The sequence below is a fragment of the Rhizobium sophorae genome (assembly GCF_013087515.1).
Taxonomy (GTDB): Bacteria; Pseudomonadota; Alphaproteobacteria; order Rhizobiales; family Rhizobiaceae; genus Rhizobium; species Rhizobium sophorae.
On record NZ_JABFCN010000028.1, the window covers coordinates 84,013 to 110,479 of the forward strand.

A 26,467-nucleotide genomic window follows, 5' to 3' on the forward strand; every position below is an offset into this window, starting at 1 on the left:
TCAGGTTCGGTCAAAAACCTCGGGCTGCAATTGCCCAATCTTCATCAGATGCTGCAGCGTGTATGATATTGACAGAGCGTCGTCGAGCCCGTCATGCCCACGCAATGGAGGATGGTCGACGCCGTAGTAGTCGGCCAGTTTGTTGCTGGGTGTCTTTGCCAAATCCTCGATCGGCATGCCCGCAGCGATGAAAAGCTTGACGGCGTTGTCGAAGCGGCGGGCCGGGATAGAAGGCTGAATGCCTGCGACATAGCAGCTGATGGCCAACATGTTCAACTCGTCCTTGCCCCACGACCAAAACCGGGCGCCGCCCGAGAAGCTGTCGATGCCGGAAAGTGCATCCTCCAACGCCACGCCATGGGCGTCGATATCCTCTTCGGTGATGCCGGTCAGATTGGTGAAATAAGGATCGAGCGGATATCTCTCGCCGAAGCGATCGATGGGCCGAACATAGGACTTGTACGTATCGAGGATCGGAAACTCGCCTTCGAGGCCAAGCTTGACGGCACCGATCTGCGCAATGACAGGATCGGGATCGTGGGCCGCGCACCAAAATCTGCGTTGCGAGCCTTCCAGGCAAAGAAATTCACAGTCGAATATGATGGCGGTCTTCATCGTCGACGCTCCTCTGACAAATTATCCGGATTAGTTTAAGGACAAATCCAACGCATGGAGCGCATCGAGATGCAAGCGCCCCGCGTCTCTTTGGAGACCTATGGCCGCCGGCCAAGCGTCCCACCTGCAAGAGCGCCGCTTGAAGACATGGCGCAACTGCATCGAAGCATTCACGAAAAACCCGGCGACGGGTTGCAGTCTCTGATGGCCAGGCTTTCGGCCAGGATCCGGCGAGCCGAGGGGCTGGATCCTGCGTCCAGAAAGCGGCTCCTGTTGGAACTCGATTCCCTTCCGGATGGCGACAGGGTGTGTCATAGCGATTTTCACCCCTGGAATATTCACGGATCGGGGCAGGGGTTTATGATCGTCGACTGGCTCGACGCTTGCTGTGGCAATCCTCTGGCCGATGTCTGCCGAACATACCTTCTGTTGCACCATGCGGTGCCGGACAGGGCGATGGGCTATGTTGAAGCTTACGCCTCGGTCACCGGATCGGAGGTCGGCAGCATTCTGGTCTGGCTTCCCCCGATTGCCGCCGCCCGGCTGACGGAAGGCGTTGCAAACGAAAATGACGAGCTGTTGCGGTTGGCTGGCCTGAGCCCAAAACTGTCGAAGCTCCAAACAAGTTGGTCTCCGCTTTGCGCGAAGCCGCCATTGCGGCCGACTATCGGCCTGGCTGATCTATTCGCTGTTTCCTCGGCCCTTTGCTTCCCGCACCAGGTCCGGCATTCCATCGTGCGGACCAAGGGCATGGGTGGGATGGTCATCCCACCAATCATTATGCAGTGGTCGACGGTGAGGGTGGAGTGGATAGAAGATCCGGTTTTCGGCCTTGTGGCGCTCGCCGACGACGAGGAGATGCACTTCGGCTTGCGTGTTGTTGAGGAAATTATGGGCGATCCCGGTGCCGGCAGGAAATCCGACGGCGTCGCCGGGCTTCAGCCGATGCAGATGGCCATCGAGCCAGACGTCGGGCTCGCCTTCGATGACATAGACGAATTCTTCCTCGGCGCTCTCGGCATGCGGAAAGGATGTACGCCGGCCGGGCGGCAAGCGCTCATGATGAATGCCCAATTTTGCCAGGCCAAAATAGCGTCCGAAGGGCGCACCGATGCTCATCAACTCGTCGTCTTCGTCATAGTGCGAGTCGTCAGGCCGTTCGATCTCGCTCCAGTGGACGACAAAGGAGGGGCGCTCCGACGTTGCCATGGTAATCCTCCTGATGTGAGAGGTTCAGATGATTGAGGACACGGACATGCTGCCGTGAATGGAAGGCGACCGCAAGGGCAAAACGGCGGCTCCAACGCAAGCGGCGTGGCCGTCCGTCGGCATTCGGCCCGGGGCGCCCTTGGCGCTAACCCTGTCTCGGTAAACGGGTCGAAGGGAGTTGCCATGCGAGGGCGGAACCTTGATCCGAGGATCCCTGCCACGGCAGCTCCCGATCCGGACGAAAATTTCTACAAACGGCTCACTTGGCGGGCACGACGAGCGGCGCCCCTTTGCGAACGATGTAGGTTGCCAATTCCGACGCCTTGCCGCTACCGACGTTCTTTGCCGAGTGAACGACGCCGGAGGGAATGAACAAGGATTGGCCGGCCTTCAGGGTCACCGGCTCTCTGCCTTCGAGCTGGTATTCCAGCGTCCCTTCGATGACGAAGGCGACTTCCTCGCCGGGATGCGAGTGGTTCGGCGCGAGAACGCCCGGGGCGATATCGACGCGGACCTGAACGACCTCGTGGCCGGGCACGTCGATATCGTTCTTGATGAGATCGGTGCGCTGGATCGGCTGTTCCGCATGTGCCGCTGCCGCGCCGCCGAGAACAAGGGCGAGCGCCATAGCCTGGATCATTTTCATTGTGTCATCCTTCCTGAATTGACCATTTGTCGGCTCATCGGCCGCATCGGGATTTAAGTCGATGATTGAACCAGGGATGTGTCGGCAAACCCGCATTTTTGTAAGCCAGTGTATCTGCGGCGCCGCGGCGTTGGTCTGCGTGAGATAACTGTCAAAGATTGGGCCGGCATCGGTTCGGGCCAACGTTGCTTGTGATAGGGTGTGCCTGGAGCCCCCCTCTGGCCTGCCGGCCATCTCCCCCACAGGTGGGGAGATTGGCTGGGCGCAACGGCTTCCCCAATCAATTAGCGGTTCAGCGCGGCGAAACGGCAGATGACCAGGAAGCGCGAGCCGCTTGTGATCTCCCCACCAGTGGGGGGATGGCAGAGGGGGCTTTACACGGCAAGCAATCCCGCCGATCTCTCGCGGCTTTACGCCGCCGACGACGAACCCGCGGTCATGACACTCGCCAAGCTGGCAATGTCCGTAATGCCGCCGGAGGATTCGAAGTCGAAGATTTTTTGGGTGACGAGGGCGGCCGCCCCCCGAGCCCAGGAATTGTCCTCCCAGTCGGGCAAGAGCGGCGGGGCGGTTCGGAAGGTACGGGCGGAAAGCGCTTCGCGCAGGGGCGTGAGGAAAGGGTCGCCGAGGGAGACGGCTTCGCCGCCGGCGACGATGACTTCGGGATCGGTAATGTTGACGAGATTGGCAAGAGCGGTGCCGATGCCGCGGCCGGAATCGGCGACGAGGGCGAGGGCGGCGGCATCGCCTGATGCGAGCGCAGCCGACAATTCCGGCAGTCCCAGTTCCTCGCGGCCGGTCGCTTCCCGCCAGCGTCGGAGCATCGAGATTTCGGAGTGATAGGCCATAAGACAGCCGCGCTTGCCGCATTCGCAGAGCCGGCCGTTCTCCTCGTAAAGCGTGTGGCCGAATTTGCCGGCGGCACCATTGGCGCCGCGATAGAGCTTGCCCTCGATGACGAGCGCGCAGCTGATGCCGACGCCGACGGCGAGAACGGCCATGTTGCGATGCTGGCGGCCGAGCCCGAAGAGCTGCTGGGCGATGGCATAGGCATTGGTGTCGTCTTCCAGCCAGACCGGCACATGGACGCGGCTGGCGACGAGCGAGGCGAGGGGGACATTATCCCACTTGAATCGGTAGCTGCGCACGCAGGCCGTCTGTTCGTGATTGATGACGCCGGGCATGGAGATGCCGATACCGGCGAGCTTGGCGTTCGGCCGGCCGGCGAGCTTCACCAGTTCGGGAACGGTACCCGCCAGCAGGTCGGCGACCTTATCCGGTTCGTGGCCGTCGAGGCTTACCCGCATGGCGGCGACGGGGTTGGTGGCAAGGTCGGTTGCCACGCATTCCACCGAATCCACCATCAGCTTGAAGCCGACGGCGAACGCGTGTTCGTAGTTGATATCCACGGGGATCGGGCGGCGGCCGGTGAGGCCGGGCACGGTCTTCCCTTCGATGACGATGCCTTCCTCCAAAAGGTCGGCAACGACGAAGGTGACGGCGGCCGGGCTCAAGCCGATGACTGTCGCGATATCGGCGCGGCTCCTCGGCCCCTCGCGGCGGAGAAGGTTGAGGATGAGGCGTCGGTTCATGGCTCTCGCCGTGGTCTGGTCGCCTTTCAGCTTCACGATACATTCCTTAATTTTGTAAATTAATTATTGCGGGCTGGTTCGATCTATGCATAAGTTTGGCCGCCGATCAACTGAGCCAAGCGGATTATACGCCTTGGGATGACGGATGGATCGGCGCGTTGAATGCCTGATCGAGCGCTTCAAGGAGGAGGTCGCTTGGGCCAGGCGGTGTCGATCGGTCAACTGGGAGGAATTCAATGGCATTTTCGAAGCAATTTCCGTCAACCACCCGCAGGAGCTTCCTGAAGGGTGCGGGCATGGTGTCTGCGGCGGCGGTCACCGGCAGCTTTCCGATCCCTGCGATCGCGCAGGCCCAAGAGGTCACGATGATCTCGGCCGAAAACAATGGCGCTGCACTCGACGCGCTGAAGGCGATTGCCGCGGGCTTCAGCAAGGAAGCCGGCGTCAATGTCGTCATCAACAATATGGACCACGAGGCCCACAAGACGGCCATTCGCAACTATCTCGTCGCCGGCGCGCCTGACATTTGCTCCTGGTTTTCGGGCAACCGCATGCGCGCCTTCGTCAAGCGCGGCCTGTTCGACGATATCTCCGACCTTTTCGAGAAAGAGAAATATAAGGACGTGCTCGGCGCGACGGCAGGGGCCGTCACCGAAGACGGCAAGCAGTACGGCCTTCCCACAGGCGGCACGCTCTGGGGCATGTTCTATCGCAAGGATGTGTTCGAGCAGTATGGCCTGACCGTGCCGAAGACGGCCGAAGAGTTCATGGCCTATGGCGACAAGTGCAAGGCCGCGGGCATCACGCCGGTCGCGATCGGCACCAAGGAATTGTGGCCGGCGGCCGGCTGGTTCGACCAGATGAACCTTCGCGTCAACGGCCTCGACAAGCATATGGCGCTGATGAACGGCGAGATGAGCTATCTCGATCCCGCGCTGACGGCGGTTTTCGATCAGTGGGAGGCGATGATTTCGAAGGGGTTCTTCACGGAGAACCATACGTCCTTCGGCTGGCAGGAGGCTGCGGCGCTCTTGGCGCAGAAGAAGGCCGGCATGATGAACCTCGGCGCTTTCCTGCGTTCGGCTTTCACCGCCGAAGATCTGCCGCAGCTCTCCTATGCGACCTTCCCGGTGCTCGACGCCAAGGTCGGCCACTTCGAGGAATTCTCGGTCAATTCGATCCACATTCCCGCCAAGGCCAAGAACAAGCAGGGCGCACGCGAATTCCTCGCCTATTTCTACAAGCCGGAGAATCTGGCGGCTTATCTGGAGCCGGGCGGCAACGTGCCGCCGCGCAGCGATCTGCCGCCGAGCAAGGATCCGCTGGTGAATATCGCCGTCGAGACGATGAAGACAGTGCAGGGCACGTCGCAATATTACGACCGCGACAGCGACCCCGACATGGCGCAGGCAGGTCTCGTCGGCTTCCAGGAGTTCATGGCCAAGCCCGACCGGCGCAAGGCCATCCTGACCCGCCTCGAGGGAACGCGGAAGCGGATTTATAAGATTTAAGGGGCGGGTGTCGGTCGCTCTGTCTGTTGGTAAGCCGCTCCCTCACTCGACGTCATCCTCGGCCTTGTGCCGAGGATCTGCTGCCCTATCGATGGGGAGGTAGATGCTCGGGACAAACCCGAGCATGACGAAGGAGGGGGTGGCGGGCTTTGACAGCGGCTTGAGGGGCGGCAAAACCCAGACGAATAAAATGAGGCTCCTGTAATGCAGACATTATGGCGCCGCCAGCGTTGGTGGCTGACCCCGACTTTGCTCATCGCGCCCGCGATCGTGCTGTTCTTCACGGTCATCCTGCTGTCGGCCGTCAGGAGCCTCTGGATCAGCCTGCACGACTGGGATGGCTTCGGCCCGATGGTCTGGATCGGCTTCGGCAATTACGTCGAGCTCTATAACGATCCGCAATTCTACGTGTCGCTGAAGAACAACCTGATCTGGCTGGTGATGTTCATGGCGGCACCCCCTCTCGGGCTCGCCATCGCGCTGCTGGTCAACCAGAAAATCCGCGGCATGCGCTTCCTGAAGTCGCTGTTCTTCATTCCGCTGGTGCTCGCCTCTGTGACGGTCGGCGTCGTCTTCACCTGGGTCTATACGCCGGAGTTCGGCTTGCTCGCACTGATCTTCAGGGCGTTCGGCGCGACGGCGCCGGCGGTTCTCTCCGACGAGCATTTCGTCACCTTCGCGATCGTCATCGCAGCCCTCTGGCCGCAGGTCACCTTCTGCATGGTGCTCTATCTCGCCGGCCTCAACAATTTGAGCGAAGAGCTGATCGGGGCAGGGCGCGTCGACGGGGCAAGGGGTTGGAACATGTTGTGGCACATCGTGCTGCCGCAACTGACCCAGGTCACCTTCATCGCCATTGCCGTCACCGTCGTCGGAGCGCTCAGGTCCTTCGACATGGTGTCGGTGATGACGAATGGCAGCCCGTTCGGTTCGTCCTCGGTTCTCGCCTACCAGATGTTCGAACAGTCGATCTTCTCCTACCGCTTCGGTTACGGCGCGGCGATCGCCTCCGTGCTGTTCGTGATCATGGCCGTCTTCATCGTCTGGTACCTCAGCCGCATCATCCATACCGAAGAAAGGGGAGGCTGATGTATCCTCGTCCCATTCCCGATGCCGCCATCTGGCAGCGCCGCCTCTATGTTCTCGCTGTCGTCATTGTCCTGCTGCTCTGGCTCTGCCCGCTGTTTGCGATCATCCTCACCTCGTTCCGCTCGTCCGAGGATGTGATGGGCGGCAATCTGTGGGGATGGCCGACCGGCATCGGCGTCATCGACAATTATACGGCGGTCTTCACGCAGACACCGATGGCCCGCTACTTCCTCAACAGCCTGACGATCACCGTTCCCTCGGTGATCGGCGTCCTGGTGCTTTCCACGCTCGCCGGCTATGTGCTGTCGCGCTACCGCTTTCCCGGCAACATGCTGATTTTCGCGCTGTTCGTCGGCGGCAATTTCCTGCCGCACCAGATCATGATGATCCCGGTGCGCGACCTGATGGTCCGGCTCGATCTGATCGATACGACCGCAGCGCTGATCATCTTCCATGTGGCCTTCCAGACCGGCTTTGCGACGCTGTTCATGCGCAATTTTATCGCGGCATTGCCCGATGAACTGTTCCAGGCGGCCCGGGCGGAAGGGGCGTCTCCCTTCCAGACGCTATGGCATGTGGCGATCCCGCTGGTGCGGCCGGCGCTTGCCGCACTCGCCATCCTGATCTTCACCTTCATCTGGAACGATTACTTCTGGGCCGTGGTGCTGACCGTCAGCGACAGCGTCAAGCCTGTGACCGCCGGCCTTGCCAATCTTCGCGGCGAGTGGGTCTCGGCCTGGAACCTGATTTCCGCCGGCACCATCGTCGTCGCCGTGCCGCCCGTCGTCATGTTCTTCCTGATGCAGCGGCACTTCATCGCCGGCCTGACGATGGGGGCGGTGAAGGGATGAGCGATCTCGACAACAGGCCCTTGGAAGTTCCGATTTCAACAGCAGAGAGCCAGGACGCATGACCAGTCTCGAACTCCGCCAGATCAACAAGAATTACGGCGCCTATCATGCGCTGCGCGGCATCGATCTTTCCGTAGCGCAAGGCGAGTTCATCGTCATGGTCGGCCCCTCCGGATGCGGCAAGTCCACGCTTTTGAAGACGATCGCCGGCCTGGAGGAGATCTCCTCCGGCCAGATCCTGATCAACGGCCGCGACGTCAGCAAACAGGAGCCTGGGGATCGTGGCATCGCCATGGTCTTCCAGTCCTACGCGCTTTATCCGCATATGACGGTGGCGGAAAACATGGGCTTCGGTTTGCGCATGGCCAAGCGCCCGAAGGCCGAGATCGAGGCGGCGGTGGCGCGCGCAGCCAAGATCCTCAGGATCACCGACCAGTTGGATAAGCGGCCGAAGCAGCTCTCCGGCGGGCAGCGGCAGCGCGTGGCGATCGGCCGGGCGATCACCCGTTCGCCCGACGTCTTCCTCTTCGACGAGCCGCTGTCGAACCTCGATGCTGCACTTCGAACCCAGATGCGCGTCGAGCTCAGCAGCCTGCATGCCGAATTAGGCGCCACCATGGTCTATGTCACTCACGACCAGGTGGAGGCCATGACCATGGCAAGCCGCATCGTCGTCTTGAACCAGGGGGTGATCGAGCAGGTCGGCTCGCCGCTCGAGCTCTACCGCAACCCAAACAACCTCTTCGTCGCGGGCTTTCTCGGTGCCCCGCGGATGAACTTCCTCGGCGTTACCGTCGACGACGTGTCCGGCCGCAATGTCACGGTTTCGGCGCCGGGCCTCTTGCCGGTGACGGTGGAACTGGCGGAGGCGACGGTGCTGCAGAAGGGCGCCAGCCTGACGCTCGGTGTAAGGCCGGAGAACATATCGATGGTCGCCGATGGCGGCGAGGGCGGGGCGATCCACGGCCAGATCAGGCTCGTCGAGCATCTCGGCCGCGAAACCATCCTCTATGTCGACGCCGGCAATCTCAAGACCATCGCCTCGGAAAGCGGCACCGGCAACATCACGGTGCAGCTTGGCTACGTCGCGCCTTTTGCCGCCGACCAGAACGTGGCGCTGAAGCTCGACGCCCGGGAACTCTATCTCTTTTCATCCGATGGCGGACGCACGATCAGCGCCCGCAAGACCATCCTCGACAGATAATCACAGGAAACCCCACCGTGTCCGACAAGACCCTCTCCGTATGGAACCCCGTCAAGACCGACCGCTTCCTCGTCGGCGCCCCGCACTATCCCGAGCACGTCGATGAAAGCTACTGGGAGCGCGACGCCGAGCGCATGGCGAAGGCCGGCTTCAACGTGGTCAGAATGGCCGAATTCGCCTGGCATATTCTCGAGCCGAAACTCGGCACCTTCGATTTCGACCTGTTCGACCGCGCCATCGCCATGCTCGGGCGCTACGGCATCGACACGATCATGTGCACGCCGACGGCGACGCCGCCGCGCTGGCTGACCGTGGCGCATCCGGAGATTTTAAGGGTCGACGGCAAGGGCCGGCCGATGAGCCATGGCTCGCGCCAGCATTGCGACACGGCAAGCCCGGTCTTTCGCGAACACAGCCGGCGTATCACCAAAGCGATGGCCGAGCATTATCGCGACAATCCTTTTGTCGTCGGCTGGCAGACCGACAACGAGCTGAATACCAGCATGCCAGAGAGCTTTTCGACGGCAACGCTCACCGAATTCCGGGCCTTCCTTGCCGGCAGATATGGCGAGATCAGCAAGCTCAACACGGCGTGGGGCGGCGATTTCTGGGCGACGGCCTATGACAGCTTCGACCAGGTGGTGCTGCCGATAGAATTCGGCCCGACCTTCCCGAGCCCCGGCCATCTGCAGGATTATCACCGTTTCCTGGCCTTTTCGACGGCGCGCTTCCAGCACGATCAGGTCGAGATCCTGCGGGATGTGAAGCCTTCCTGGTTCGTCTTCCACAATCTCGGCGGCTTGAGGGATATCGACTTTCGCGGCCAGTTCACCACCGATCTCGATTTCGTCGGCTACGATATCTATCCGATGCTCTATGACGAGTTCCAGCGGCTTGGAAACCACGCCAAGGTCCAGGCATTGCATCTCGATATCTGCCGCGGTTTTTCCGGCAACTACATCGTTCCCGAGCAGCAATCGGGCTTCGGCAGCCAGCCGGGTTTCTGCACGCTGACGCCGGAGCCGGGCGAACTGCGCCGCATGGCGCTCTCTTCCGTCGCCCATGGGGCCGACGGGCTGATGTTCTTCCGCTGGCGGCCCGCCCATTTCGGCGCGGAGATCTATTGGATGGGCATTATCGACCATGACGATATCGGCCGCCATCGCTATGAGGAGGCGAAGCGCTTCGCGACCGAGATGACGGCGCTCAAGGACAAGATCCTCGGCACTTATGTGCGCATGGATGTCGGTATCGCCGGCTCCGATTTCGACAATCAGGAAGCCCACAAGACCTACCCGATCGGCCTGCCGAGCCCGCAGGACGATGCGATCTTGCTGCATCAATATTGCTACGACCGCGGCATCGCCTGCGGCTTCATCCATCCCGAGGACGATCTTTCCAAGCTGAAGCTCTTCTATGTCCCCCATTGGGTGATGTGGAAGGACGAATGGACGGCGAGGCTCGAAGCCTTCGCTGAAGCAGGCGGCACCGTCGTCATCGGCGCACGCACCGGCACCCGCAACGAGGACAACCACGTCATCCGAGAGACGGCACCTGGTACGGCGCTTTCGAAGCTGACGGGCGTGCGCGTCGAAGATTTCGGCCGCCTCGCCGCCCCCGGCGCCAACGGCCTCTTCGACGTGATGGAGCGCTCCGGCGGCCTTGTCATTCCGCCGAACAAACCGGCCGAATCCCACCGCCGCCAGCGCCGCTTCAAGATCGGCAACCGCGAAATGACGGCCGGCCATTTCTACGAAAACCTCACCATCGACCCCGACGTCGAGGTGATCGCCGCCTGGTCCAACCGCTACGCCGAAGGCCAGCCGATGGCGACATCCCGCAAACTCGGCAAGGGGCAGGTGGTCTATCTCGGCACCTATCTCACGCCTGATCTGACCGAGGCGCTGACCGAACGGCTGTTTGCACCTGCCGGCATCGAACCGCTGGTCGGCGGGCTGCCGGAGGGTGTGGAGGTGACGATGCGAATGAACGAGGAGCGGCGGCTGCTGTTTGTGCAGAATTATACGGATCAGGCGGTGACGGTTGGTGGCGTGCCGGCGGGACGGGATTTGCTGGATGGGGAGAAGCCGGTGAGGGGGAGGCTGGAGCTTGAGGGGTATGGGTGTGCGATTGTTGAGTTGGAGGGGTGAGGTTGCGCTGCGCAATCTGCCGGATGACCGGCTCTTGTCTACATTCATTGAGTCTGAACCCGTGCGGCAGGCATTGATAGAGGCGCGCGCGGCGAGCGAAACGCAGCTTCGTCACCGTTTCGAACAGGCAAAGGCCGAAGGCGACCCGCCGGAGACGGTCAAACCCGCGATCGTTGCGTCGTTCCCTTGTCGACTTCTGCGGCCTCGACTTCAGGAAATTGATGCGATCCAGCTTTCGTGTTGGTAACGGGATATGACGATCAATCAGTTGCCCCAGCCAATTTGGAGCCGATCAAATCGAACCTCGCTCAATGGCTGGTTGGAGGGGCCTAGCCTTACCGAACGAAGAACGAGACGAAGCTCGGGGGAATAGTATTGTTCGAAAATGATCGGAGGCAATTCCGTCAGTTCCAGGCGGCTGTTGATGGCCCAAACTTTGTAGGAACAAGATGAAATAGTTTCCTCTCCCAAGCCGTCGAACCTAATAAAAGTCGTGCCCGAAACGGATTTTTTGCCATTGATGAAAAGCGTAGTGTCGGATTGCCAGTTCTTCTTCTGTGGTAGATCGTCCAACGCAATCTCATTCGCGTATTTCAGCTCATGCTTCCCGTTGGGACCAACTCTCTTTTCGACGAGCAAGGGGTGCAAATATACAGCCGACACCGGCTGTAGTGAACGGTTACGCTCCACCAGCTTTTGTTCGGTGAGACGCGGACCGTCCGGCTTGTAGAATACGGAAAGGAAAGGCACTTCTCTGGTCAGCAGCACGCCCTGTTTGGTCTCATTGGCGGTTAAGCAATTGCCAAAGGCTGGCACCGCTAAAGTTATTCCGACCAGTAGCGACAAACTTCTTAGCAAGATTGACATTCGAGGTACCCCCTCATCCAAATCCGCTACCATGCTTGGATGAAATTGCTCCATCTTGGTCAAGCCGTCCCGGCATCGCCACGGCGTAGTGTTTCATGAGGCTTCTGCACAAATGTGTTTTGGAGATAGGATTGTGGAATGAAACTGCTGCTTGCGGCAACCTTGCTGTTCATTTTCACTGCTCTGGCGAGTGCGCATGCTTGCGCGGTGCCCCGGCCAGTTTTCTCTGGTCTGTTCGAGGCTGATGTCATCATCCGCGGGACTTTCATCAACTATGAAGTCCTGAAGATGCATTCGAAGGCGCGGGTGACGTTCGAGGTAAGCGAGATTTTGAAAGGCAGTGCCGGACATGGGGAACTCTCTGCCATCTGGGAGCATTCGAATGTCCCTGATCGCTGGAATGGCCCCAAAAATGCTATCGTCGCCTTGCGGCGGAGTGGATCTGCCGAAGCGGACTATGCGATCGTACAGCCAAGATCCGGCTTAGCAGAGATATCTGGAGCGAAGGATAAACGCACCATCGTGAGAGTCATCGGCAGCCGGGCTGACGCGCGCCGGCCGGTCGACCATCCGACTCCGTTTGAGCCAACAGAATGCTGCAATCTAACCCGGAAAGGCTCTAGAGCCGCCGGGGCAATTGGGACTGTCGGGAAATTGCAAAAAAAGAGCATTTCCGTACTCAAACAAAACGGAAATGCTCTCTTAATTTAGTGTGGAGCTATGCTTGTCAGCTCCACACCGCTCGCACCTGAATTCGCGGCTATTCGTCTGGTGTCGCCGGCGCGGCGTTCTCCAACGAGGTGCGGATTTGATCGATCTTCCCGTTTGCGTCGCCAATCCCGAGAATGGTCTTGGCCTGGCTCAGAACCGCCGGACTGACTTCACCGGTTTTCGTCGCGGAAGCCAATGCGTCCTCCAGCGCCTCGTCCCCCAACAGAGGGTCATCGGCCGCGGGCTCGATTCCATTGTCGAGTTCATACTGGGCATAGGCCACGGCGTAGGCCGCGATAGCCGTCATGCGCGGGTCCGACGTATGCATCAACGCCTTGTAGTTTCGCTTCAAGGAGTTCAGGCCGGCGAGTTGCGCCGACAGGTTCTTTTCTTTCGCGCTGACTTTGGTCCCGTCCGCCTTGACGGACTTGGACTTGCTTGCCGCCTCGCTGGACTTGCCTTTCACGCCTTGCGATTTGGAGCTGCCATGGGTTGAACCGCTACCTTGGCTGCTGCTGCCATGGTTGCCGCTGTTTCCACCGCCGCCGCCATTGCCGCCGCCATTACCCCCACCGTTTCCACCGCTCTTTGCCAGTGCGGCCATGTCGATCCCGGCAATCGTTAGGGGGCTTGCTGCAAGCGCGAGCGAGAGCAAGGCCAAGGACGCTAAGGTTGCTGTCCGCATCGTTTTCCTCCGAACCAGATCATCAAGCGCCGGGCAGATGCACGGCTTGAGCAGATATGAAAGATAGATTGCGATCGCCCGTTGCACATCGGACTGAGGTCCGGCGCCGGCCCCCGCCTATAGTCCTAGAGCCTTTCCGGGTTAGATTGCAGCATTCTGTTGGCTCAAACGGAGTCGGATGGTCGACCGGCCGGCGCGCGTCGTGGCCCGGCTCTACGGCCAAGCCGGCCGGTCGATCAGCCGGCCCGTTTCAGCCAACCCTCCCGCAGATTTGCCTGGCAAATCTGCAAGACTTAAGAATCGCCGGACGCACTTGTCGCTTCGCATGGCGAAGCGGTGCGGCCGGTGGGCCGGGCATCTTTCCGCCAGGATCAAAGGCGATCGGCTCGGACGTATCAAGAGGTATGCCCTTCGCCAATCGCCTTTGCCCTGACGAAAACCTGCTCCGGCAGAATGCTTCAATCTAACCCGGAAAGGCACTAGAGGAACGCTGGCCATGTGGGGCCCGCTCTCGTCCGCATCCAGCCGCTCCTGACCGCCGGTGCTGGCGGTAATCGTCGCAGCCAATCTCGTCGGCTCGAAACGGGAGGATCGAAGAGGCGCGCCTCTCCTCATTATGAGAACTCGCCACAAGAAGAGCGCCGGCTGAAACCTTGCCCTTTTCGTTGAAGTCGCTGACAAGTGACAAGGTGTCGAATACCGCACAGAGCCCGAGGCCGACGCTCGCGAAGGCGCGAAAACCGGTTCAGGCAAGACTATCGCGCGGTTTCCAGGCGGCCACCGGAGCGCAGAATGTTCAGCCAGGCCTGCGACGCTTTCTCCCCGCCTGTGCCCCCAAAATGGCAATCGTCGTAGCGGTCGTCTCCATCGAGTAACGCATCAGAATTTACACCTTCTCGGATACCGTGGCCGCTTTTTGACAGGGCCAGTTGCGCCCGTACTATCGCATTGTCTGGAATATGCTCCTTGAAGCCGCCGTTGCTCGGTTCGAGGCATTTCGATGCGATCGAAATGTAAACGGGTGCTTCAACGCCGTGCTGACGCAATGTGTCAACCATCGACATGAAACGTTCCTGGTAGGCCTCCGCAGTGGTGCCCATAACGAGGTCCGCCTCTCCTTGCACCCAGAGGACGCTCGTTATCCGGTAACCGGAATCCTGAAGCTGTTTAACTGTATCGACCAGTACGGGATTGAAGTCACCACCTGCCGCCCATCGTGCGACCTCAGATCCGGAATATGCGAGAGGTGCGAGGATGACGCTGTCATTTTGACCCGATGCGATCAAATTGTTCCCAAGAAGCGTCCAATACTCTCCCCTGGTGTTGGTCGATCCAAGAAGTGGCGACGCCGCGATGAAGCACCGTTTGTCAAAGGCGTTTGCAACGCGAGCGCCATAATTTGACCTGTGCCGTTGTCCACCGTAGTTGGCTGCGTTCGATTGGCCAAGAATGAGTAAGACAGCAGTTCGGTCAGTCTGAGTCGGGCAGGTCACAAGCGTTTTTGATTCATCCCCGATCAGTCGTTCCTTGTCGTCGAAAGTGTAACGGCTTGGAGCCGCCACCTTCTCTCCGCCAACCATTTTCCTCAGCGCGGAAAGTTGCGGCCAAGGAAAGATCTCATGTCTCGCGCTCATGCCGCCGAGAAGGTAGATGGCGATCAAGGCTGCCAGGCCGACTGCCATTGTTTTGTGCATGTCGCTACCTTTCAAACATCAGCCGATGACATGGAGCCTAACCGATCAAGGCTGCTCCAGCCATGAAGGTTCCTTTACACCAGCCACATCTACTTGCTTCGGGCATGATCTTTGAAGAAAGAATTCGTCGCGAAGATCGAGCCCCAATCGACGACTATTTCGCGTGGAGTCGCCGGAAACCTGCTCTAAACTATAGACCGGACCAGTGATTACAATCATCCGGATGGGTTAGATCGTACCTGCTATGCAACATGCAGTTCCATGGAGAAAATTCCCGTTGCTCGTCCATGGAAAGGCGATCACAGATTGGGGCGGCGAGGATAAGGTGAGAGCGGAGCGCCGGTTACCCACAAAAGCGAAAAGGGTCACACATACAATCGGAAAATTAGGCAAAGACGCCCACCTCACTCTCCCTCATTCCTGTGCCTGCCACAGGAATCCAGCCACGGCGCGTCTGCGCCGTGAATGACTCAATACCCGCAAGCGGGAAAAGTCTTTCGCCCAAGGATTGGTCGCACTGGATTCCTGTGACAGGCACAGGAAGGGAGGAAAGGTAGTGCTGTGCGGCGCCGAGGTCGCGTCCGGCCGAAATCCGCTTCGCCTGAAATCACGCCAGGCGCAAATCGACAAGCGGGTGTAACTTCTTGAGATTCGGCAGCGATTTCGCTTGCCAAGGATATTGGCTGGTGCCTTTGACGACGAGCAGGAGGTCGCCCATCTTTCTGGCTTCGATCGTCAGCTTGGCCAGGAGATTTATGCCGGAGGAATTGAGGAACTCGAGACCCGTCAGGTTGAACGTCACCTGTTTGTGCCCCTCGTGGAGCAGGCCCGATATCAATGAGTAGATAGGCGCATAGGCGTCCGGTCCCGCCAGCCGGAATACGCCATCGAAATAGACCTCGTTTTTCTCAGCCCATACGCGGAAGTTTTCGTCGCTGATTTCCATTCTTCGCTCACAGATTGGAGGAGGGTGGCATCGCCACAGCTGCAGTCGTCGTCAGTATGATACGCTCGTCATTATTCCCTTCGAATGCCCATGCCATTTTTGCGTCGTAGTCGCTCAGAAGGGTGAGCAACCCCAAGCCCGAACTGCTTTCTGCCGATATGGCATTGGTTTCGATTTGCTCAAGAAGAAGTTCCCCAGGGTCCTTCGATTGAAGGCGATGCAGCAGCTGCTGAAAGCGAGAGGATGTCACGCCATCGATCGTGTTCTTCACCCTGATTAAAAAAGTACAGTCGAATATGCCGGCTTCAATAAGGATCTCCCCAGGCTGTCGAAACTTAACGGCATTTTCGATCAACTCATTGCTGAGATATCCGATGTCATGATGCGCCTGCACATAGTCTTTTCTTGAACGAGAATAGGGCAGAGCCATGACCTCCGCTATAAAGTCCGAAGTCATTCCTGAGTGCTTCCATCCAAGCTGAAGCGGTCCGTCGTTTAACGTGAGGCGAGTGCTTGAATCCAGGCTTATGCCCGCCAGAGATTCGATACCATATACCGTTGGCGTCATGTCTCACCTATGTCGCACTGCGAGAAGCGTAATGTCGTCGTAAATCTTCTGCGGTCCGATGAAGAGCATCAATGTCGCTACAATTCCGGCAACGACTTTCTCAGCGCTCTGGTCCTTCAAGCGCAGTGCTTCGCGGCACAGACGTTCGATGCCAAAGAGTTCTCCAGCGTCGTTTTCGGCTTCTGTTACGCCATCGGTATGCAGGAGTATGAGGTCGCCCGTCTCGAAGCTTATTTCGCGGGTCTTAATGAAGGCAGAAATATCGGCTTCCAGCCCGATCGGTATACCCAGATCCATAGTGTCTATGCGCTCGACCTCGCCGTTCGCCCGCACGATGACAACTTCCTCGTGTTGTCCCGACAGGATCATCTCTTTGCCGTCGTAATCAAGAAACGCCAGAGTGAGATGCTTGTCGATTTTAGTTCGCACTATGTTTTTAAACAGGGCGCTGTTCAGGTCTGTGAGAAATTTGACGGCGTCGGTGTTTCCTGCTTCCTGCAGGGCGCGGGCGACGGACTGAACCATCAACATCAGCACGCCGCTTTCGAGCCCGTGTCCGGTGACGTCGCCGATGCCAATCTTCAACCGATTTCCGCTCTTCAATACGTCATAATAATCGCCGCCGACTTCTTCCGCCGGTCTCATATAGGCGGCGATCTCGAGCGCCTGAAATTCCTCAAGCTCCTGGTGCAGCGGAAGAACCATGAGCTGGATTCTCTCGGCGACGGCGAGCTCTGTTCCGAGACGTCGATTTTCTCGCTGGAGCTGTGCGTTCAGTGTCGAAATCTCTTCCTTTGCATCTTCGATTTGAGCTGTTCGCTCTTCGACAAGCTGTTCGAGATTTTCCGTGTGATAGCTTATCTGTTCGGCCATCCGATTGAATGCTTCACCAGCCTCACCGACCTCATCCTTGCTTGATATGGCCACCCTGACCGAATAATCCTTCGCCTGAATCCGTTTGGCGGCATTGGCAAGTGCGCTGATTCCGCTCGTTATTCGTTTCGAAGCCGCAATTACTGCTATAGCCACAACAAGCAGTGACATTAGGATCGCCAGGATTTGGTAGATCACTATCCGGTTGGTAGCTTCCGAAATTTTGGCCTGGGCCGCATAGAGCGAGGCCTGGATTTCTCGTTCAGGCACAACCACCCCCAGCAACATCGCCTCTTGCCGAACCGGGCCACTGACCCAGAGATTGGTCGCCGGCAGTTTCTTGACGATAGCGATATAGGGGACCTCGTTGCCGTCCTGCTGCAACAGCAGGTGCTGAATGCCCTGTTCTCGGTCAAGAGCCAGTTTGGCGATGGCAGGCTGGGAACTTCCCTTCAGGGAGCGCTCCAGGCCGGTCAAGGCGCCGGCTCCGCTCGCATCGCTCGCAGAACGCAGACCGAGGGTTTTTTCTCCTGTGCTGTTGATCGCCACAACGTTTCCGTCGGACATTGCGAGAAATCCAAAGCCGGACTGGGCCACTTTCACATTCTCAACAATCTGCGCGAGCTGGTCGAGTGTGATGTCCGCGCCAGCCGTCCCGGCGACATCCTGCCGGTCGGCTGTCCACAATGGATGAAAGAAACTGACGATCAGCTTTCCGGTAATGGCATCGGTATATGGAGCGGTCTGCGTGATATCGTCGGCGACCGGTCGCGTTTTCGCGTCCTTGGCCCAGCTCTGCCAGGACTCGTAAAGCCCGGGGAAAAAGAAGTCCCAGAAATCGGCTTCGTTGTGCCCCGAATAAAGGCGATCGAAGGTCTGAGCCTGGTCGGTGTAGGGCGCCGTCCTGAAGATTGGCCGTTCTTTCGGTCCGATGTAGTACATCTGCAGCTTGGAAGCGCCGTGCTGCAGCAGGCTCGGCGCAACGATGTCGAGAACCGCGCTCGTCTCTAGATCGCGCTGGATGTCGGGTTTCGGCCGATGGTCAGGTCCGAGCAAGTAACCCCAGACGCTCACAACCGAAGCGGAGCCGGGCAGGTTCTGAGACCATTTTCCCTTCTCGTCGTAAACAAGGCTGACGCTGCCAGGCGATGTGCGCGCGATCGCCGCGCCGACATCGGAATTACGCTCGGGATCGTCGATTTGCGCCTGGAGCACACCTGCCAAGGTGCTGACGTCGCTATGAACCTGCCGCAGGAGCAAACTCACCTGGGCTGCGGTGGAATCGGCATATGTGCGGATGTATTCCTGGCTTGCTGCTTCCAGACCCTGTCCGACTTCGAGGGTGGCGTCGCGCGACAGCCTCTGAACATTCCAAAGTGCTAGTCCGCCGCTGACCAGCAGATCAAAAAGGACAGCTCCACCGACGACCAAGATGAACTTTGCCCGAAATGAGCCTAATCTTGCCGGCCTCTTCGATGATCTCTCGTCCATCACAGCGGCTTTCGGCCCGAAGCTGCCCAGATAGGCCAGCCTGCATAACCCTTGGGATGAAGAGCAGCAAAGACATGATCTTTGAATCCTTGCCGGAACCTACGAATGAAATCTGATGAGTCGCCCCGTCTGACGGCCATCTCGCCCGCGTAGACATTTTCCCAAGCTTCGATCACGTCTGCGAAGTCTTGGGGATCCCCGTCAAGATTCGTGACCATAAAGGAATCGACCTTGATGTTATCGAACCCCGCGTCGGCGAGAAGGTGGCGGCTTTTCGGCCCCATCTCGACATCCATGTCGAAGTGCTTGAACAGTTTGGCGACTTCTTCGTAAGTCCATTTTATGGATTCAGCATGTGGCTCGCCCAGACAATGCGAGTTTTTTTCGTTGGTGATGTAGACACGGCCGCCAGGCTTGCAGATGCGGTAGAGTTCCCGCAGCAGCATCTCGGGACGGTTGAAGATCTGCAGCGAATGTCGGCAGGTCACAAAGTCAAATTGATTGTCTCGCAGCAACATTTGCGAGGCGTCGCCATAGGTGTACTCGATTCCCTGCAGATCGAAGTCGGCGGCGACCCTGCGGGCATATTCGAGGCTGCGCACCGAATGATCCAGTGCGACAAGGCGTGCCGGTTTAAATTCCCTCTGAACCAAGGCCGCGAAATCACCTATTCCGCAACAGATATCGGCGATGACAAGACCGCTGCGCAGGCCGTGGCGAGGCAGCAATTCGCGTTCGTGCCTCCATGTCATTTTCGTCTGGGTACGGAGAATCGGAATGAAAGTCTCATCCTCGACAAAGCTCTGGCCCGGATAGAATGCCGAATCGTAGACCTCGACCGATAAGTTTGGTTGTGATGCTGCAAGCGTTTGGAATAACGAGGTCGACCATGCCACCACGCTCGACGTAATGATGACGATCTTCCGCTCCGGCCTGGTCCGGCAGTTTGCCGCGAGAACATCGGACAGGGCGGCGAAGGCGGTCATGTTGATGTGCGTCAGACGTTTGACGTTGACGTAAACGACTCCGCCGTATTTTCCCAAACTTTGCTGCACCAGCTCGAGAGCATCGCCAATCTCGGCGGCACTTTCGGGCCGCATCTTGCCAGACAGCACCAGCTCCTGATTTGTCGGATCAAAATAAACCGTGAAGGGTTGCAGCAGCAGGTTCATCGGAAGTCCTCGGCCGAGGGGAAATCCGCAATGATTTGAATCCCTTGTCCGCCGTCTTTCTCAATTCGGATAGCGGCGCGGAATATTGTTGCCAAATCGCTGAGCAAAACCGTCCCATCGGATTTCATGACCAAGTATCCGCACTCGGTATCGGGGACAGGCAGGTATTCGCCTGATCTCGCACTCGTGTGTTTGCGGCCAGATGCTTCCTCGCCGGGAAACGCAATTCTCAGCCGATTGAATGCCGCGCTCCGATAGAGACTGAAACGTATCCTTCCCAGTTCACCCGTTGAACGGAAAGCGAGTTCAATGAGCTCGTTGGCTGCGACGGAAAGAAAATTCGAATATCGAGCGGGATCGCTGTGACCCTGGCCGAGAATGTCCGAGAGATATTCCGTGATCCTGTCGCAAAACTGCCATCGAGATTTGAACATCGCAACGTTCATTTCCAGCGATACCATCGGCGCAAATGCATGGTCATCGAAGCTAGGTGCTTCCTCTTCCAATAGACCCTCCATTCGTTTGCCTGCGGCGTCAGGTCGATGCATGCCAATCACGAAAAACACGGCGAAATCGGTTGTTCACTGCGGCAGGGCGTGGCTTAGGGATGTTTCCGCCCGGGCGATGAACTCGCCAATTGCCTTGACCGGAAGCGGCCTGCTGACCAGATAGCCTTGAAGCCTGTCGCAGCCCACGCTGCGCAACCATTCCGCCTGACCTGGCGTCTCGACTCCTTCGGCTGTCACCTGCATATCGAGGTCATGTGCGAGATTAACGATGCAGCGGACGATTGCCTGGCTTTTCAGATCGCTTTCGAGGTCGGTGATAAAGTATTTGTCGATTTTGATCGTGTCGAAAGGGAATGTCTTCAGATAGCTGAGCGAAGAGTATTCGGTCCCGAAATCATCAAGCGAGATTCTTATCCCTAGCACGTTGAGAGTATTCAGGGTGTCGATATTGTTGACGGTGCGCTCAAGCAGCACGCTTTCGGTTATCTCAAGCTCCAGACGGTCTGGCGGCAACCCGATCAGGTCTAGCGTTTGGGATACCCGATCCGTGAGGCCGCTTGTCAGGAATTCAGCTGGGGACAAATTGACGGCGACGATATAGTTCGGCGGCCACTTCATCGCCTCGCGACATGCCTGCTCCAAGACCCATGCGCCTATTTCTGGCATCATTCCATCGGCCTCGGCCATCGGAATAAATGCCGCAGGCGGAATTTTTCCAAGTAAGGGATGGTACCACCTCAGCAATGCTTCGAAGCCGACAATGCAGCCGCCCTCGGCGATGGGTTGGTACTCGACGGAGAATTGCTGTTGGACCAACGCCATGCGAAGGCTGCGGCGCAGCAGTTCGCGTTGTTCCAGCAATTCAAGCATCGAGGGATCAAACGGCTTCGCGCGGCCGCGTCCTTCCTTCTTCGCGGCATAGAGTGCGACGTCCGACGCCTTCATAAGCTGCTCCGGGCTTGTACCGTCCGGGGGAGAAGCAGATATGCCGATGCTGGCACCGACGAACAGTGCGATGCCATCTATCGTGAAGGGCTTTTTGAATGCATCAACCAAAACTTCTGCTAGTTGATGCCCTTTGGCGGGGTGCCCCGGGCCCATGGAAATGACCGTGAATTCATCGCCGGCCAGTCGATAGGCTCTGTCATCGCTGGAGAGGCACGCTTGAATGCGGCTTGCAGCGAGCTGAAGAAGCTTGTCGCCAGCCGGATGCCCAAGCGTGTCGTTCACAGGCTTGAAATCATCAAGGTCGAGTTGCATGAGAGATAGAGCTTCATTCGAGCCTTCCGTCTCCAGTAAGGACACAGCGAGGTCCTCACTGAACTGGCGTCGGTTCGGCAGTCCAGTGAGTGGATCGTGGGTGGCCAGATGCAAAAGGGTTGCGCGCTCATCGTCAATAGATTCCTCGGACCGAACCACGGCAAACAGATCTCCGATCCGATAGATCGTCAGCCCGTGCGACCCTGGTGTGCCAAGATTCCCCGATATTCGCAAAGGCTGGGCACTGTCACCCAATGAACGGAGGGCGAGCGTAATCGCCGATTTGTCCAATTCTGGAAAATGCTCCCAAAACGACGCTGCCGGTTTGACAGAAGCAGGCAGCTCATTGCCCAGCAAATTCTCGACGGGATTGAATTCGCGGTCAAAGAACAAAAGCCGGTCGATCGGGCTCGAAGCTTTTGCCTCTGTTTGTCCGAGGGCCGAGCGGGCCGCACGAATTTTTCGCATGTCCGAGGCCCTCCCTAGTCGCTTGTCATAACCAGATATCGTAGCAAATCAGCTCCCACACAACTTGTGCACGCCAAGATTTACATTAGGTATTTCTGATTAACAATCCCCAACTCTGCCCAACTGGCGCTCGGATGGGCTTATGCCATGTCTTTATGACCGCGACCCATTTTCATCCATCGATTCAACGGCGACCCTGCGATGGGTTGCGGCATGGGATCACACACGGGGGGGCCGCACTCGGTCATGAACCAGTCGATAAAGCGGTGCACCGGCGTTTTCGCCCAGCTGTTCGATATGACGTAATAGCCCTGGTTTTCTGCCGTCGCGATATCGGAAAGCACCAGCAGGTCGCCGCGTTCGATCTCGCGGCGGAACACTTCGACGGGGCAGAGCGCCACGCCGTGGCCGGCGATCGCGGCCGTCGCCAGCATATTGAAATCCTGGAATATCGGGCCGCGGAGCAGCTCCGGCGCTTTCTGGCCGGCCTTGCGGAACCATTCCTTCCAGCCGTCGACGGATTCGTCGTGCAGCAGATCGGCGCCGCCGAGCGAGACGTCGTCGATCGTCCAGTTGCGTTTGGCAAGGTAATGGCGGCTGGCGACAGGCTGGTTGCGGCGGGAGAAGAGCAGGCGGCTTTCCCTGCCGCCGCTCAGATCCTCGCCCATGGTGATCAGCACGTCCAGGCTCTCGTCGTCGAAGCGCTCTTCGGCGCGGGCATAGACGATCCTGACGTCGAGATCGGGGGCGATTTCGTGGAAGGAGGGCAGGGCCGGGACGAGCCAGCGCGATGCGATCGAAGGAATGCAGCCGACAGTGATGGCCCGCATGTCGTGATCGCGCCGCATATTGCCGGTCGCATGTGCAATCGCCGCCAGCGAGCCGGAGACGGCCCGGTAATATTCGCTGCCGGCTGCGGTCAGCGCAACGCCGCGGCCCGATTTCTGCAACAGCTTGCGGCCGAGCCAAGTCTCCAGATGCTTGATCTGATGGCTGATCGCCGCATGAGTGACGTGCAACTCGTCGCCCGCTTTCGAAAGGCTCATCAGGCGGGCCGTGGCTTCGAAGGCGCGCAGGGCGTTCAACGGCGGCAATCGCATTTGTAAAATTTCCTCACAGATGACGCAAGAATCATCATTTGAAAATTCCAGCTATTTCAATAGCTAATTGCCATGAGCGATAAAAATGAATCATCGCTACATCTTCAATAATTTATCAGGAAAACAGGCTATGTTCGTCAGAAATCTGAAGGAGGTGGAGCTCACCGAGCGTTTCGTCGACTGGGGCAATGGCACGAGCCACCGCCTGCTGACCAAAGACGACGGCATGGGTTTTACGGTGTGCCATACCGTCGTTCGCGCCAATAGCGAAGCCCTGCTTGAGTACCGCAATCACCTGGAGGCCTGCTATTGCATTAAGGGCGAGGGCGAAGTGGAGGATATGGACGGCAACGTCTTTCCGATCCGCACCGGTGATATCTATGTGCTGGACAAGCACGACCGCCATTATCTGCGCGGCGGCAAGGATCAGGATCTCATTCTCGTCAGCATCTTCAACCCGCCGCTGACGGGCACCGAACGGCACGACCTGAACAACAAGAGCGGGTCGCAATACTGAACCAGAGCATGATGCCGAAAAGTGTGAGCGGTTTTCGGACGACATCATGCTCTAACTATATAATGTAGAACAGGATTCAGATTTTAGGCCGACCCGGCCTAAAATCATCCTGTTCTAGCCGATCATTTCGTCGACTTTTTGGGTGGAACGCAGAGCCCGGCAAATGGCGGGCACTGCTGCCGGCGCGAACGGAAGGACGTCCGCTGCCTATTGGTGGTGCGCTGCGCGCAGCCTATTGCTGCGGCTGCTGTTGTTGCTGGCCCGGCGGCGGCGCGCCGATCTTTTCCAGAACCTTCTTGGCCAGAGCCGGGTCGCTCTGCGCCGCCGTCAGTATCGACGAGTATTCTTCGACGGAGATGTCGGGAGAGGCTTGGACGGTATCGACCATCTGCTTCTTGGCCTCCTCCTGCAGTTGTTGCTTGGCAGCCTCGTCCTTGGTCGCGCCGATCTTGGCCGAATATTCCTGTCTCACCTTGTCGACCTGCAGATAGGCAACGGCGAAGGCTTCGATTTTCTGATCGCTGACGGGGGCCGTCGCACCGTTGCCGCCGGGCTGTCCCTGCATCGGCGTCTGGCCTTGCGCCGGCGGCTGCGCCTGTGCCGGCTGCTGTTGCGCCTGGGCCATGTCGACAGCGGATGCCGGGCTGAAAGCAAGCAGACTGAAGACTGCTGCGCTCAATGCTGCGACAGATGTGTAACGAGTGATCATATTCATTCCTCTTCAAGTGCATGATTGATTGGCAGCAAGACCGCCTCGGTCGATCGCTCAGCCACTCAAAGGCCGGGCGAGGTCGCGACGATGGAACCTTTAAGAGGGCACGGTGCGGCGGTAACGAGGCGATTTGCTGACGATTGAGCGGCGGCTTTGTGACCTCCGACCTGTTGGCACGTGCGGAAAATTGCAGTCACTGCCGCTGTGATGACCGGGCCTTCGGCGGCGTTCATCGCTGATCTGGATGCAGAAATGCCGCCAGGAAGGTGGCGACGGCCGCCTCGGCGTGGCGGTGAATCTCCTGCTTCGTCGGAATGGCCGCATTGCCCAGCATCATGACCCGATTGACGGGGTCGGCCATCACCAGCCAGTTGAACTGTGATGCGGCTACCGCTGCATCGGAGAACTGCAGCAGATTCATGCCGGCTAGCTGTTCGAAAGCGCTGCCCATGACCTCAAGCGCCCGTGCAGGGCCTCGCGCGTAAAGCAGCTTGGCGAGTTCCGGGAAACGTTGCGCCTCCGCGATCACGAGCCGGCGCAATTGCATCAGTCCGGGCGTCAGGACGATGGTGAGCTGGCGGACGGCGTAGTCGAGGAGATAGGCTTCCAGCTGAGCGCGGTTCTCCACCTGGGGGAGGCCGGTGTGAACGGCGGTATCTGCCTCTCCCATCATCTGGGTGAGCACCGCGACGAACAGCGCCTCCTTACTGGAGAAGTGCTTGTAGACCGTCTGCTTGGACACGCCGGACCGGCTGGCGATTTCGTCCATGCTGGCTCCGGCATAACCGGTGCTCAGAAAGACTTCGGCCGCGGCACCGACGATCGCCGCCTGTTTGCGCTCCGAACGAGTGCCGGCTCGCCCCTGGGCCAGGTCGGCTTCCATACCCGGTATCAACATTCTCGATCTCCGCTCCAACCCTACTTGACATGATCAAACTGAACCGTCTAGTTCTTATAACGGAACTAAACGGTCTAGTTTGATTTTGCGGCTATTTAGCGATCCTCAACAGCGAGCGATGTCATGAACAACAAGACAACCCATCTGACGTGTGCCTGCGGAACCTTTCACCTCGAGGTGCGCGGCGCCCCGATCATCTGCGCGGAATGCCACTGCAGGAGCTGCAGTGACGCGGCCGGAAGGCTGGAGACGCTTTCTATGCCGGAGGCGATCCGGACGATCCATGGCGGTACGCGCTACGTGCTCTATCGCAAGGATCGGGTTAGCCTTTTGGCCGGAACCGAAAACCTGCGGGAATTCCGCCTCGGACCCAATGCGTCAACGCGGCGCGTCCTGGCATCCTGCTGCAACACGCCCATTTTTCTGGAGTTCAAGGGCGGTCACTGGCTTAGCCTTTACGGCAATCTCTGGAAGCAGGACGAGCTTCCACGTCTGCAATTGCGCACGATGACCCAGGATGCGCCCGATCGCGCGAGCGTGCCTGATGATGTTCCCTCCGGCGCACTGGCGACGGCCGGCTTCTATGGCAGGCTTCTCACCGCGTGGATTGCGATGGGTTTCAAAGCCCCCGACATCGCCATCAAAGGAGCTATCGATGCCTGATGACGAAAAAATCCTCATTGAAAGCATAACCTCGCCGCATCATACGGAGCGGGTCAACAAGGCGAAATACATGGCAATGCGCCACGCTCTGCTGGCCGCATTGCCCGCGCAGGCACCTGGACTGACCGTGGCAGAGGCAAATATCGCCATCCTGCCGCACCTCTCCGAGGTCGAATTCCCCGGCGGCGCCAAGGCCGGATGGTGGTTGAAGGCCGTTCAGCTGGACCTGGAGGCCAAGGGCATCATCCAGCGCGGACCGCGAAAGCCGGTGAGGCTTTTCAAATGCCCTTGAGACGTTTCCCTGGGCTAGAAGCTGGCGGGTCGGTCGCTGCCGCGCAAGGAGAGCTTGTGTCGCGGGGGCGAGCGATCTATGATTTGCCCAGTTCAGCATGAGATCTGCAGGCAGTAATCACCGTAAAACCGGGCGCCGACGGCGTTGTCCGCCGGCCGGCTTTGAAGGAGCTGA

General features: G+C 58.8%; 25 protein-coding genes and 1 pseudogene. 10 read left to right on the plus strand and 16 right to left on the minus strand.

The genetic code is table 11. The annotated features are described in order from the left end of the window. Positions 1 to 615 carry a 3'-5' exonuclease gene (locus G9X64_RS16090; protein ID WP_168312646.1) on the minus strand — a complete coding sequence of 205 codons (615 nt, stop codon included), beginning with the start codon at positions 613 to 615 and terminating at the stop codon, positions 1 to 3. A 69-nt stretch (positions 616 to 684) separates the two neighbouring features. On the opposite strand from G9X64_RS16090, the pseudogene G9X64_RS36585 reads away from it, so the two are divergent. Then, positions 685 to 1,080, plus strand: a pseudogene (locus G9X64_RS36585) (phosphotransferase); the annotation flags it as partial. A 216-nt stretch (positions 1,081 to 1,296) separates the two neighbouring features. Here the strand turns inward: G9X64_RS36585 and G9X64_RS16100 are convergent. The 3 genes from G9X64_RS16100 to G9X64_RS16110 form a co-directional block, all read right to left on the minus strand. Next, entirely contained in the window at positions 1,297 to 1,824 is a 528-nt protein-coding gene (locus tag G9X64_RS16100) for a cupin domain-containing protein (protein WP_168312668.1), read from the minus strand. A 259-nt stretch (positions 1,825 to 2,083) separates the two neighbouring features. Further along, complete coding sequence (locus tag G9X64_RS16105; protein WP_168312645.1) at positions 2,084 to 2,470, minus strand: cupin domain-containing protein; 387 nt, start codon at positions 2,468 to 2,470, stop codon at positions 2,084 to 2,086. Positions 2,471 to 2,880: 410 nt separating this feature from the next. Continuing rightward, a complete protein-coding gene (locus G9X64_RS16110; RefSeq protein ID WP_168313939.1) occupies positions 2,881 to 4,098 on the minus strand; it encodes an ROK family protein in 1,218 nt (405 codons plus the stop codon). A gap of 200 nt (positions 4,099 to 4,298) precedes the next feature. Here G9X64_RS16110 and G9X64_RS16115 point away from each other — a divergent pair, with 200 nt between their 5' ends. The 5 genes from G9X64_RS16115 (at position 4,299) to G9X64_RS16135 (ending at position 10,867) form a co-directional block, all read left to right on the plus strand. Further along, positions 4,299 to 5,573: an ABC transporter substrate-binding protein gene (locus G9X64_RS16115; RefSeq protein ID WP_168313938.1), complete on the plus strand. Its 1,275-nt coding sequence runs from the start codon at positions 4,299 to 4,301 to the stop codon at positions 5,571 to 5,573. A 204-nt stretch (positions 5,574 to 5,777) separates the two neighbouring features. Continuing rightward, the gene (locus G9X64_RS16120) at positions 5,778 to 6,662 is read left to right on the plus strand and encodes a carbohydrate ABC transporter permease (protein WP_171376931.1); all 885 of its coding nucleotides are present in this window, start codon (positions 5,778 to 5,780) and stop codon (positions 6,660 to 6,662) included. Beyond that, the gene (locus G9X64_RS16125; protein ID WP_168312641.1) at positions 6,662 to 7,513 is read left to right on the plus strand and encodes a carbohydrate ABC transporter permease; all 852 of its coding nucleotides are present in this window, start codon (positions 6,662 to 6,664) and stop codon (positions 7,511 to 7,513) included. Before G9X64_RS16120 ends, G9X64_RS16125 begins: the two co-directional genes overlap by 1 nt. A 58-nt stretch (positions 7,514 to 7,571) precedes the next feature. Further along, positions 7,572 to 8,717: an ABC transporter ATP-binding protein gene (locus tag G9X64_RS16130; RefSeq protein WP_171376932.1), complete on the plus strand. Its 1,146-nt coding sequence runs from the start codon at positions 7,572 to 7,574 to the stop codon at positions 8,715 to 8,717. 17 nt (positions 8,718 to 8,734) lie between these two features. Continuing rightward, positions 8,735 to 10,867: a beta-galactosidase gene (locus G9X64_RS16135; RefSeq protein ID WP_168312639.1), complete on the plus strand. Its 2,133-nt coding sequence runs from the start codon at positions 8,735 to 8,737 to the stop codon at positions 10,865 to 10,867. Between the two features lie 264 nt (positions 10,868 to 11,131). Here G9X64_RS16135 and G9X64_RS16140 read toward each other — a convergent pair whose 3' ends face one another. Continuing rightward, the gene (locus tag G9X64_RS16140) at positions 11,132 to 11,734 is read right to left on the minus strand and encodes a hypothetical protein (protein ID WP_168312638.1); all 603 of its coding nucleotides are present in this window, start codon (positions 11,732 to 11,734) and stop codon (positions 11,132 to 11,134) included. A gap of 138 nt (positions 11,735 to 11,872) precedes the next feature. On the opposite strand from G9X64_RS16140, the gene G9X64_RS16145 reads away from it, so the two are divergent. Then, positions 11,873 to 12,445, plus strand: coding sequence for a hypothetical protein (locus tag G9X64_RS16145; protein ID WP_168313671.1), 573 nt, complete (start codon positions 11,873 to 11,875; stop codon positions 12,443 to 12,445). 49 nt (positions 12,446 to 12,494) lie between these two features. On the opposite strand, the gene G9X64_RS16150 is transcribed toward G9X64_RS16145, so the two are convergent. The 9 genes from G9X64_RS16150 to G9X64_RS16190 form a co-directional block, all read right to left on the minus strand. Beyond that, positions 12,495 to 13,130 (minus strand): hypothetical protein, encoded by a 636-nt coding sequence (locus G9X64_RS16150; protein WP_171376933.1) that lies wholly within the window; start codon positions 13,128 to 13,130, stop codon positions 12,495 to 12,497. 755 nt (positions 13,131 to 13,885) lie between these two features. Further along, the gene (locus G9X64_RS16155; RefSeq protein WP_168312635.1) at positions 13,886 to 14,824 is read right to left on the minus strand and encodes a sialate O-acetylesterase; all 939 of its coding nucleotides are present in this window, start codon (positions 14,822 to 14,824) and stop codon (positions 13,886 to 13,888) included. Between the two features lie 607 nt (positions 14,825 to 15,431). After that, entirely contained in the window at positions 15,432 to 15,770 is a 339-nt protein-coding gene (locus tag G9X64_RS16160) for a slr1659 superfamily regulator (RefSeq protein WP_017961073.1), read from the minus strand. Positions 15,771 to 15,777: 7 nt separating this feature from the next. After that, positions 15,778 to 16,338: a slr1658 superfamily regulator gene (locus G9X64_RS16165; RefSeq protein ID WP_171376934.1), complete on the minus strand. Its 561-nt coding sequence runs from the start codon at positions 16,336 to 16,338 to the stop codon at positions 15,778 to 15,780. Between the two features lie 3 nt (positions 16,339 to 16,341). Then, positions 16,342 to 18,705 carry a SpoIIE family protein phosphatase gene (locus G9X64_RS16170; protein ID WP_171376935.1) on the minus strand — a complete coding sequence of 788 codons (2,364 nt, stop codon included), beginning with the start codon at positions 18,703 to 18,705 and terminating at the stop codon, positions 16,342 to 16,344. Continuing rightward, positions 18,702 to 19,874: a class I SAM-dependent methyltransferase gene (locus G9X64_RS16175; RefSeq protein ID WP_171376936.1), complete on the minus strand. Its 1,173-nt coding sequence runs from the start codon at positions 19,872 to 19,874 to the stop codon at positions 18,702 to 18,704. The genes G9X64_RS16170 and G9X64_RS16175 overlap by 4 nt, the downstream gene beginning before the upstream one ends. After that, a complete protein-coding gene (locus G9X64_RS16180; RefSeq protein WP_168312631.1) occupies positions 19,871 to 20,380 on the minus strand; it encodes a hypothetical protein in 510 nt (169 codons plus the stop codon). Before G9X64_RS16180 ends, G9X64_RS16175 begins: the two co-directional genes overlap by 4 nt. 75 nt (positions 20,381 to 20,455) lie before the next feature. Then, positions 20,456 to 22,111, minus strand: coding sequence for a putative bifunctional diguanylate cyclase/phosphodiesterase (locus G9X64_RS16185; RefSeq protein WP_168312630.1), 1,656 nt, complete (start codon positions 22,109 to 22,111; stop codon positions 20,456 to 20,458). A 140-nt stretch (positions 22,112 to 22,251) separates the two neighbouring features. Beyond that, positions 22,252 to 23,211, minus strand: coding sequence for a LysR substrate-binding domain-containing protein (locus tag G9X64_RS16190; protein ID WP_376766399.1), 960 nt, complete (start codon positions 23,209 to 23,211; stop codon positions 22,252 to 22,254). Between the two features lie 130 nt (positions 23,212 to 23,341). On the opposite strand from G9X64_RS16190, the gene G9X64_RS16195 reads away from it, so the two are divergent. Then, on the plus strand, positions 23,342 to 23,728 hold the full coding sequence (locus G9X64_RS16195; protein ID WP_171376937.1) for an ectoine synthase: 387 nt from the start codon (positions 23,342 to 23,344) through the stop codon (positions 23,726 to 23,728). A gap of 232 nt (positions 23,729 to 23,960) precedes the next feature. On the opposite strand, the gene G9X64_RS16200 is transcribed toward G9X64_RS16195, so the two are convergent. Both G9X64_RS16200 and G9X64_RS16205 read right to left on the minus strand, forming a co-directional pair. Further along, complete coding sequence (locus G9X64_RS16200; RefSeq protein ID WP_171376938.1) at positions 23,961 to 24,443, minus strand: DUF4168 domain-containing protein; 483 nt, start codon at positions 24,441 to 24,443, stop codon at positions 23,961 to 23,963. A gap of 226 nt (positions 24,444 to 24,669) precedes the next feature. Beyond that, a complete protein-coding gene (locus tag G9X64_RS16205; RefSeq protein ID WP_168312627.1) occupies positions 24,670 to 25,338 on the minus strand; it encodes a TetR/AcrR family transcriptional regulator in 669 nt (222 codons plus the stop codon). A gap of 123 nt (positions 25,339 to 25,461) precedes the next feature. On the opposite strand from G9X64_RS16205, the gene G9X64_RS16210 reads away from it, so the two are divergent. Both G9X64_RS16210 and G9X64_RS16215 read left to right on the plus strand, forming a co-directional pair. Then, positions 25,462 to 26,001 (plus strand): GFA family protein, encoded by a 540-nt coding sequence (locus G9X64_RS16210; protein WP_171376939.1) that lies wholly within the window; start codon positions 25,462 to 25,464, stop codon positions 25,999 to 26,001. Continuing rightward, complete coding sequence (locus G9X64_RS16215) at positions 25,994 to 26,293, plus strand: DUF6958 family protein (RefSeq protein ID WP_168312625.1); 300 nt, start codon at positions 25,994 to 25,996, stop codon at positions 26,291 to 26,293. Before G9X64_RS16210 ends, G9X64_RS16215 begins: the two co-directional genes overlap by 8 nt. The last annotated feature ends 174 nt before the right edge of the window (positions 26,294 to 26,467 follow it).

Coding starts and splice junctions, on each gene's coding strand:
- G9X64_RS16160 (WP_017961073.1), bottom strand. CDS start 15,770: ATGGAAATCAGCGACGAAAACTTCCGCGTATGGGCTGAGAAAAACGAG.
- G9X64_RS16120 (WP_171376931.1), top strand. CDS start 5,778: ATGCAGACATTATGGCGCCGCCAGCGTTGGTGGCTGACCCCGACTTTG.
- G9X64_RS16200 (WP_171376938.1), bottom strand. CDS start 24,443: ATGAATATGATCACTCGTTACACATCTGTCGCAGCATTGAGCGCAGCA.
- G9X64_RS16100 (WP_168312668.1), bottom strand. CDS start 1,824: ATGGCAACGTCGGAGCGCCCCTCCTTTGTCGTCCACTGGAGCGAGATC.
- G9X64_RS16210 (WP_171376939.1), top strand. CDS start 25,462: ATGAACAACAAGACAACCCATCTGACGTGTGCCTGCGGAACCTTTCAC.
- G9X64_RS16175 (WP_171376936.1), bottom strand. CDS start 19,874: ATGAACCTGCTGCTGCAACCCTTCACGGTTTATTTTGATCCGACAAAT.
- G9X64_RS16155 (WP_168312635.1), bottom strand. CDS start 14,824: ATGCACAAAACAATGGCAGTCGGCCTGGCAGCCTTGATCGCCATCTAC.
- G9X64_RS16140 (WP_168312638.1), bottom strand. CDS start 11,734: ATGTCAATCTTGCTAAGAAGTTTGTCGCTACTGGTCGGAATAACTTTA.
- G9X64_RS16215 (WP_168312625.1), top strand. CDS start 25,994: ATGCCTGATGACGAAAAAATCCTCATTGAAAGCATAACCTCGCCGCAT.
- G9X64_RS16185 (WP_168312630.1), bottom strand. CDS start 22,111: ATGCGAAAAATTCGTGCGGCCCGCTCGGCCCTCGGACAAACAGAGGCA.
- G9X64_RS16190 (WP_376766399.1), bottom strand. CDS start 23,211: ATGCGATTGCCGCCGTTGAACGCCCTGCGCGCCTTCGAAGCCACGGCC.
- G9X64_RS16205 (WP_168312627.1), bottom strand. CDS start 25,338: ATGTTGATACCGGGTATGGAAGCCGACCTGGCCCAGGGGCGAGCCGGC.
- G9X64_RS16115 (WP_168313938.1), top strand. CDS start 4,299: ATGGCATTTTCGAAGCAATTTCCGTCAACCACCCGCAGGAGCTTCCTG.
- G9X64_RS16165 (WP_171376934.1), bottom strand. CDS start 16,338: ATGACGCCAACGGTATATGGTATCGAATCTCTGGCGGGCATAAGCCTG.
- G9X64_RS16145 (WP_168313671.1), top strand. CDS start 11,873: ATGAAACTGCTGCTTGCGGCAACCTTGCTGTTCATTTTCACTGCTCTG.
- G9X64_RS16130 (WP_171376932.1), top strand. CDS start 7,572: ATGACCAGTCTCGAACTCCGCCAGATCAACAAGAATTACGGCGCCTAT.
- G9X64_RS16195 (WP_171376937.1), top strand. CDS start 23,342: ATGTTCGTCAGAAATCTGAAGGAGGTGGAGCTCACCGAGCGTTTCGTC.
- G9X64_RS16125 (WP_168312641.1), top strand. CDS start 6,662: ATGTATCCTCGTCCCATTCCCGATGCCGCCATCTGGCAGCGCCGCCTC.
- G9X64_RS16105 (WP_168312645.1), bottom strand. CDS start 2,470: ATGAAAATGATCCAGGCTATGGCGCTCGCCCTTGTTCTCGGCGGCGCG.
- G9X64_RS16150 (WP_171376933.1), bottom strand. CDS start 13,130: ATGCGGACAGCAACCTTAGCGTCCTTGGCCTTGCTCTCGCTCGCGCTT.
- G9X64_RS16090 (WP_168312646.1), bottom strand. CDS start 615: ATGAAGACCGCCATCATATTCGACTGTGAATTTCTTTGCCTGGAAGGC.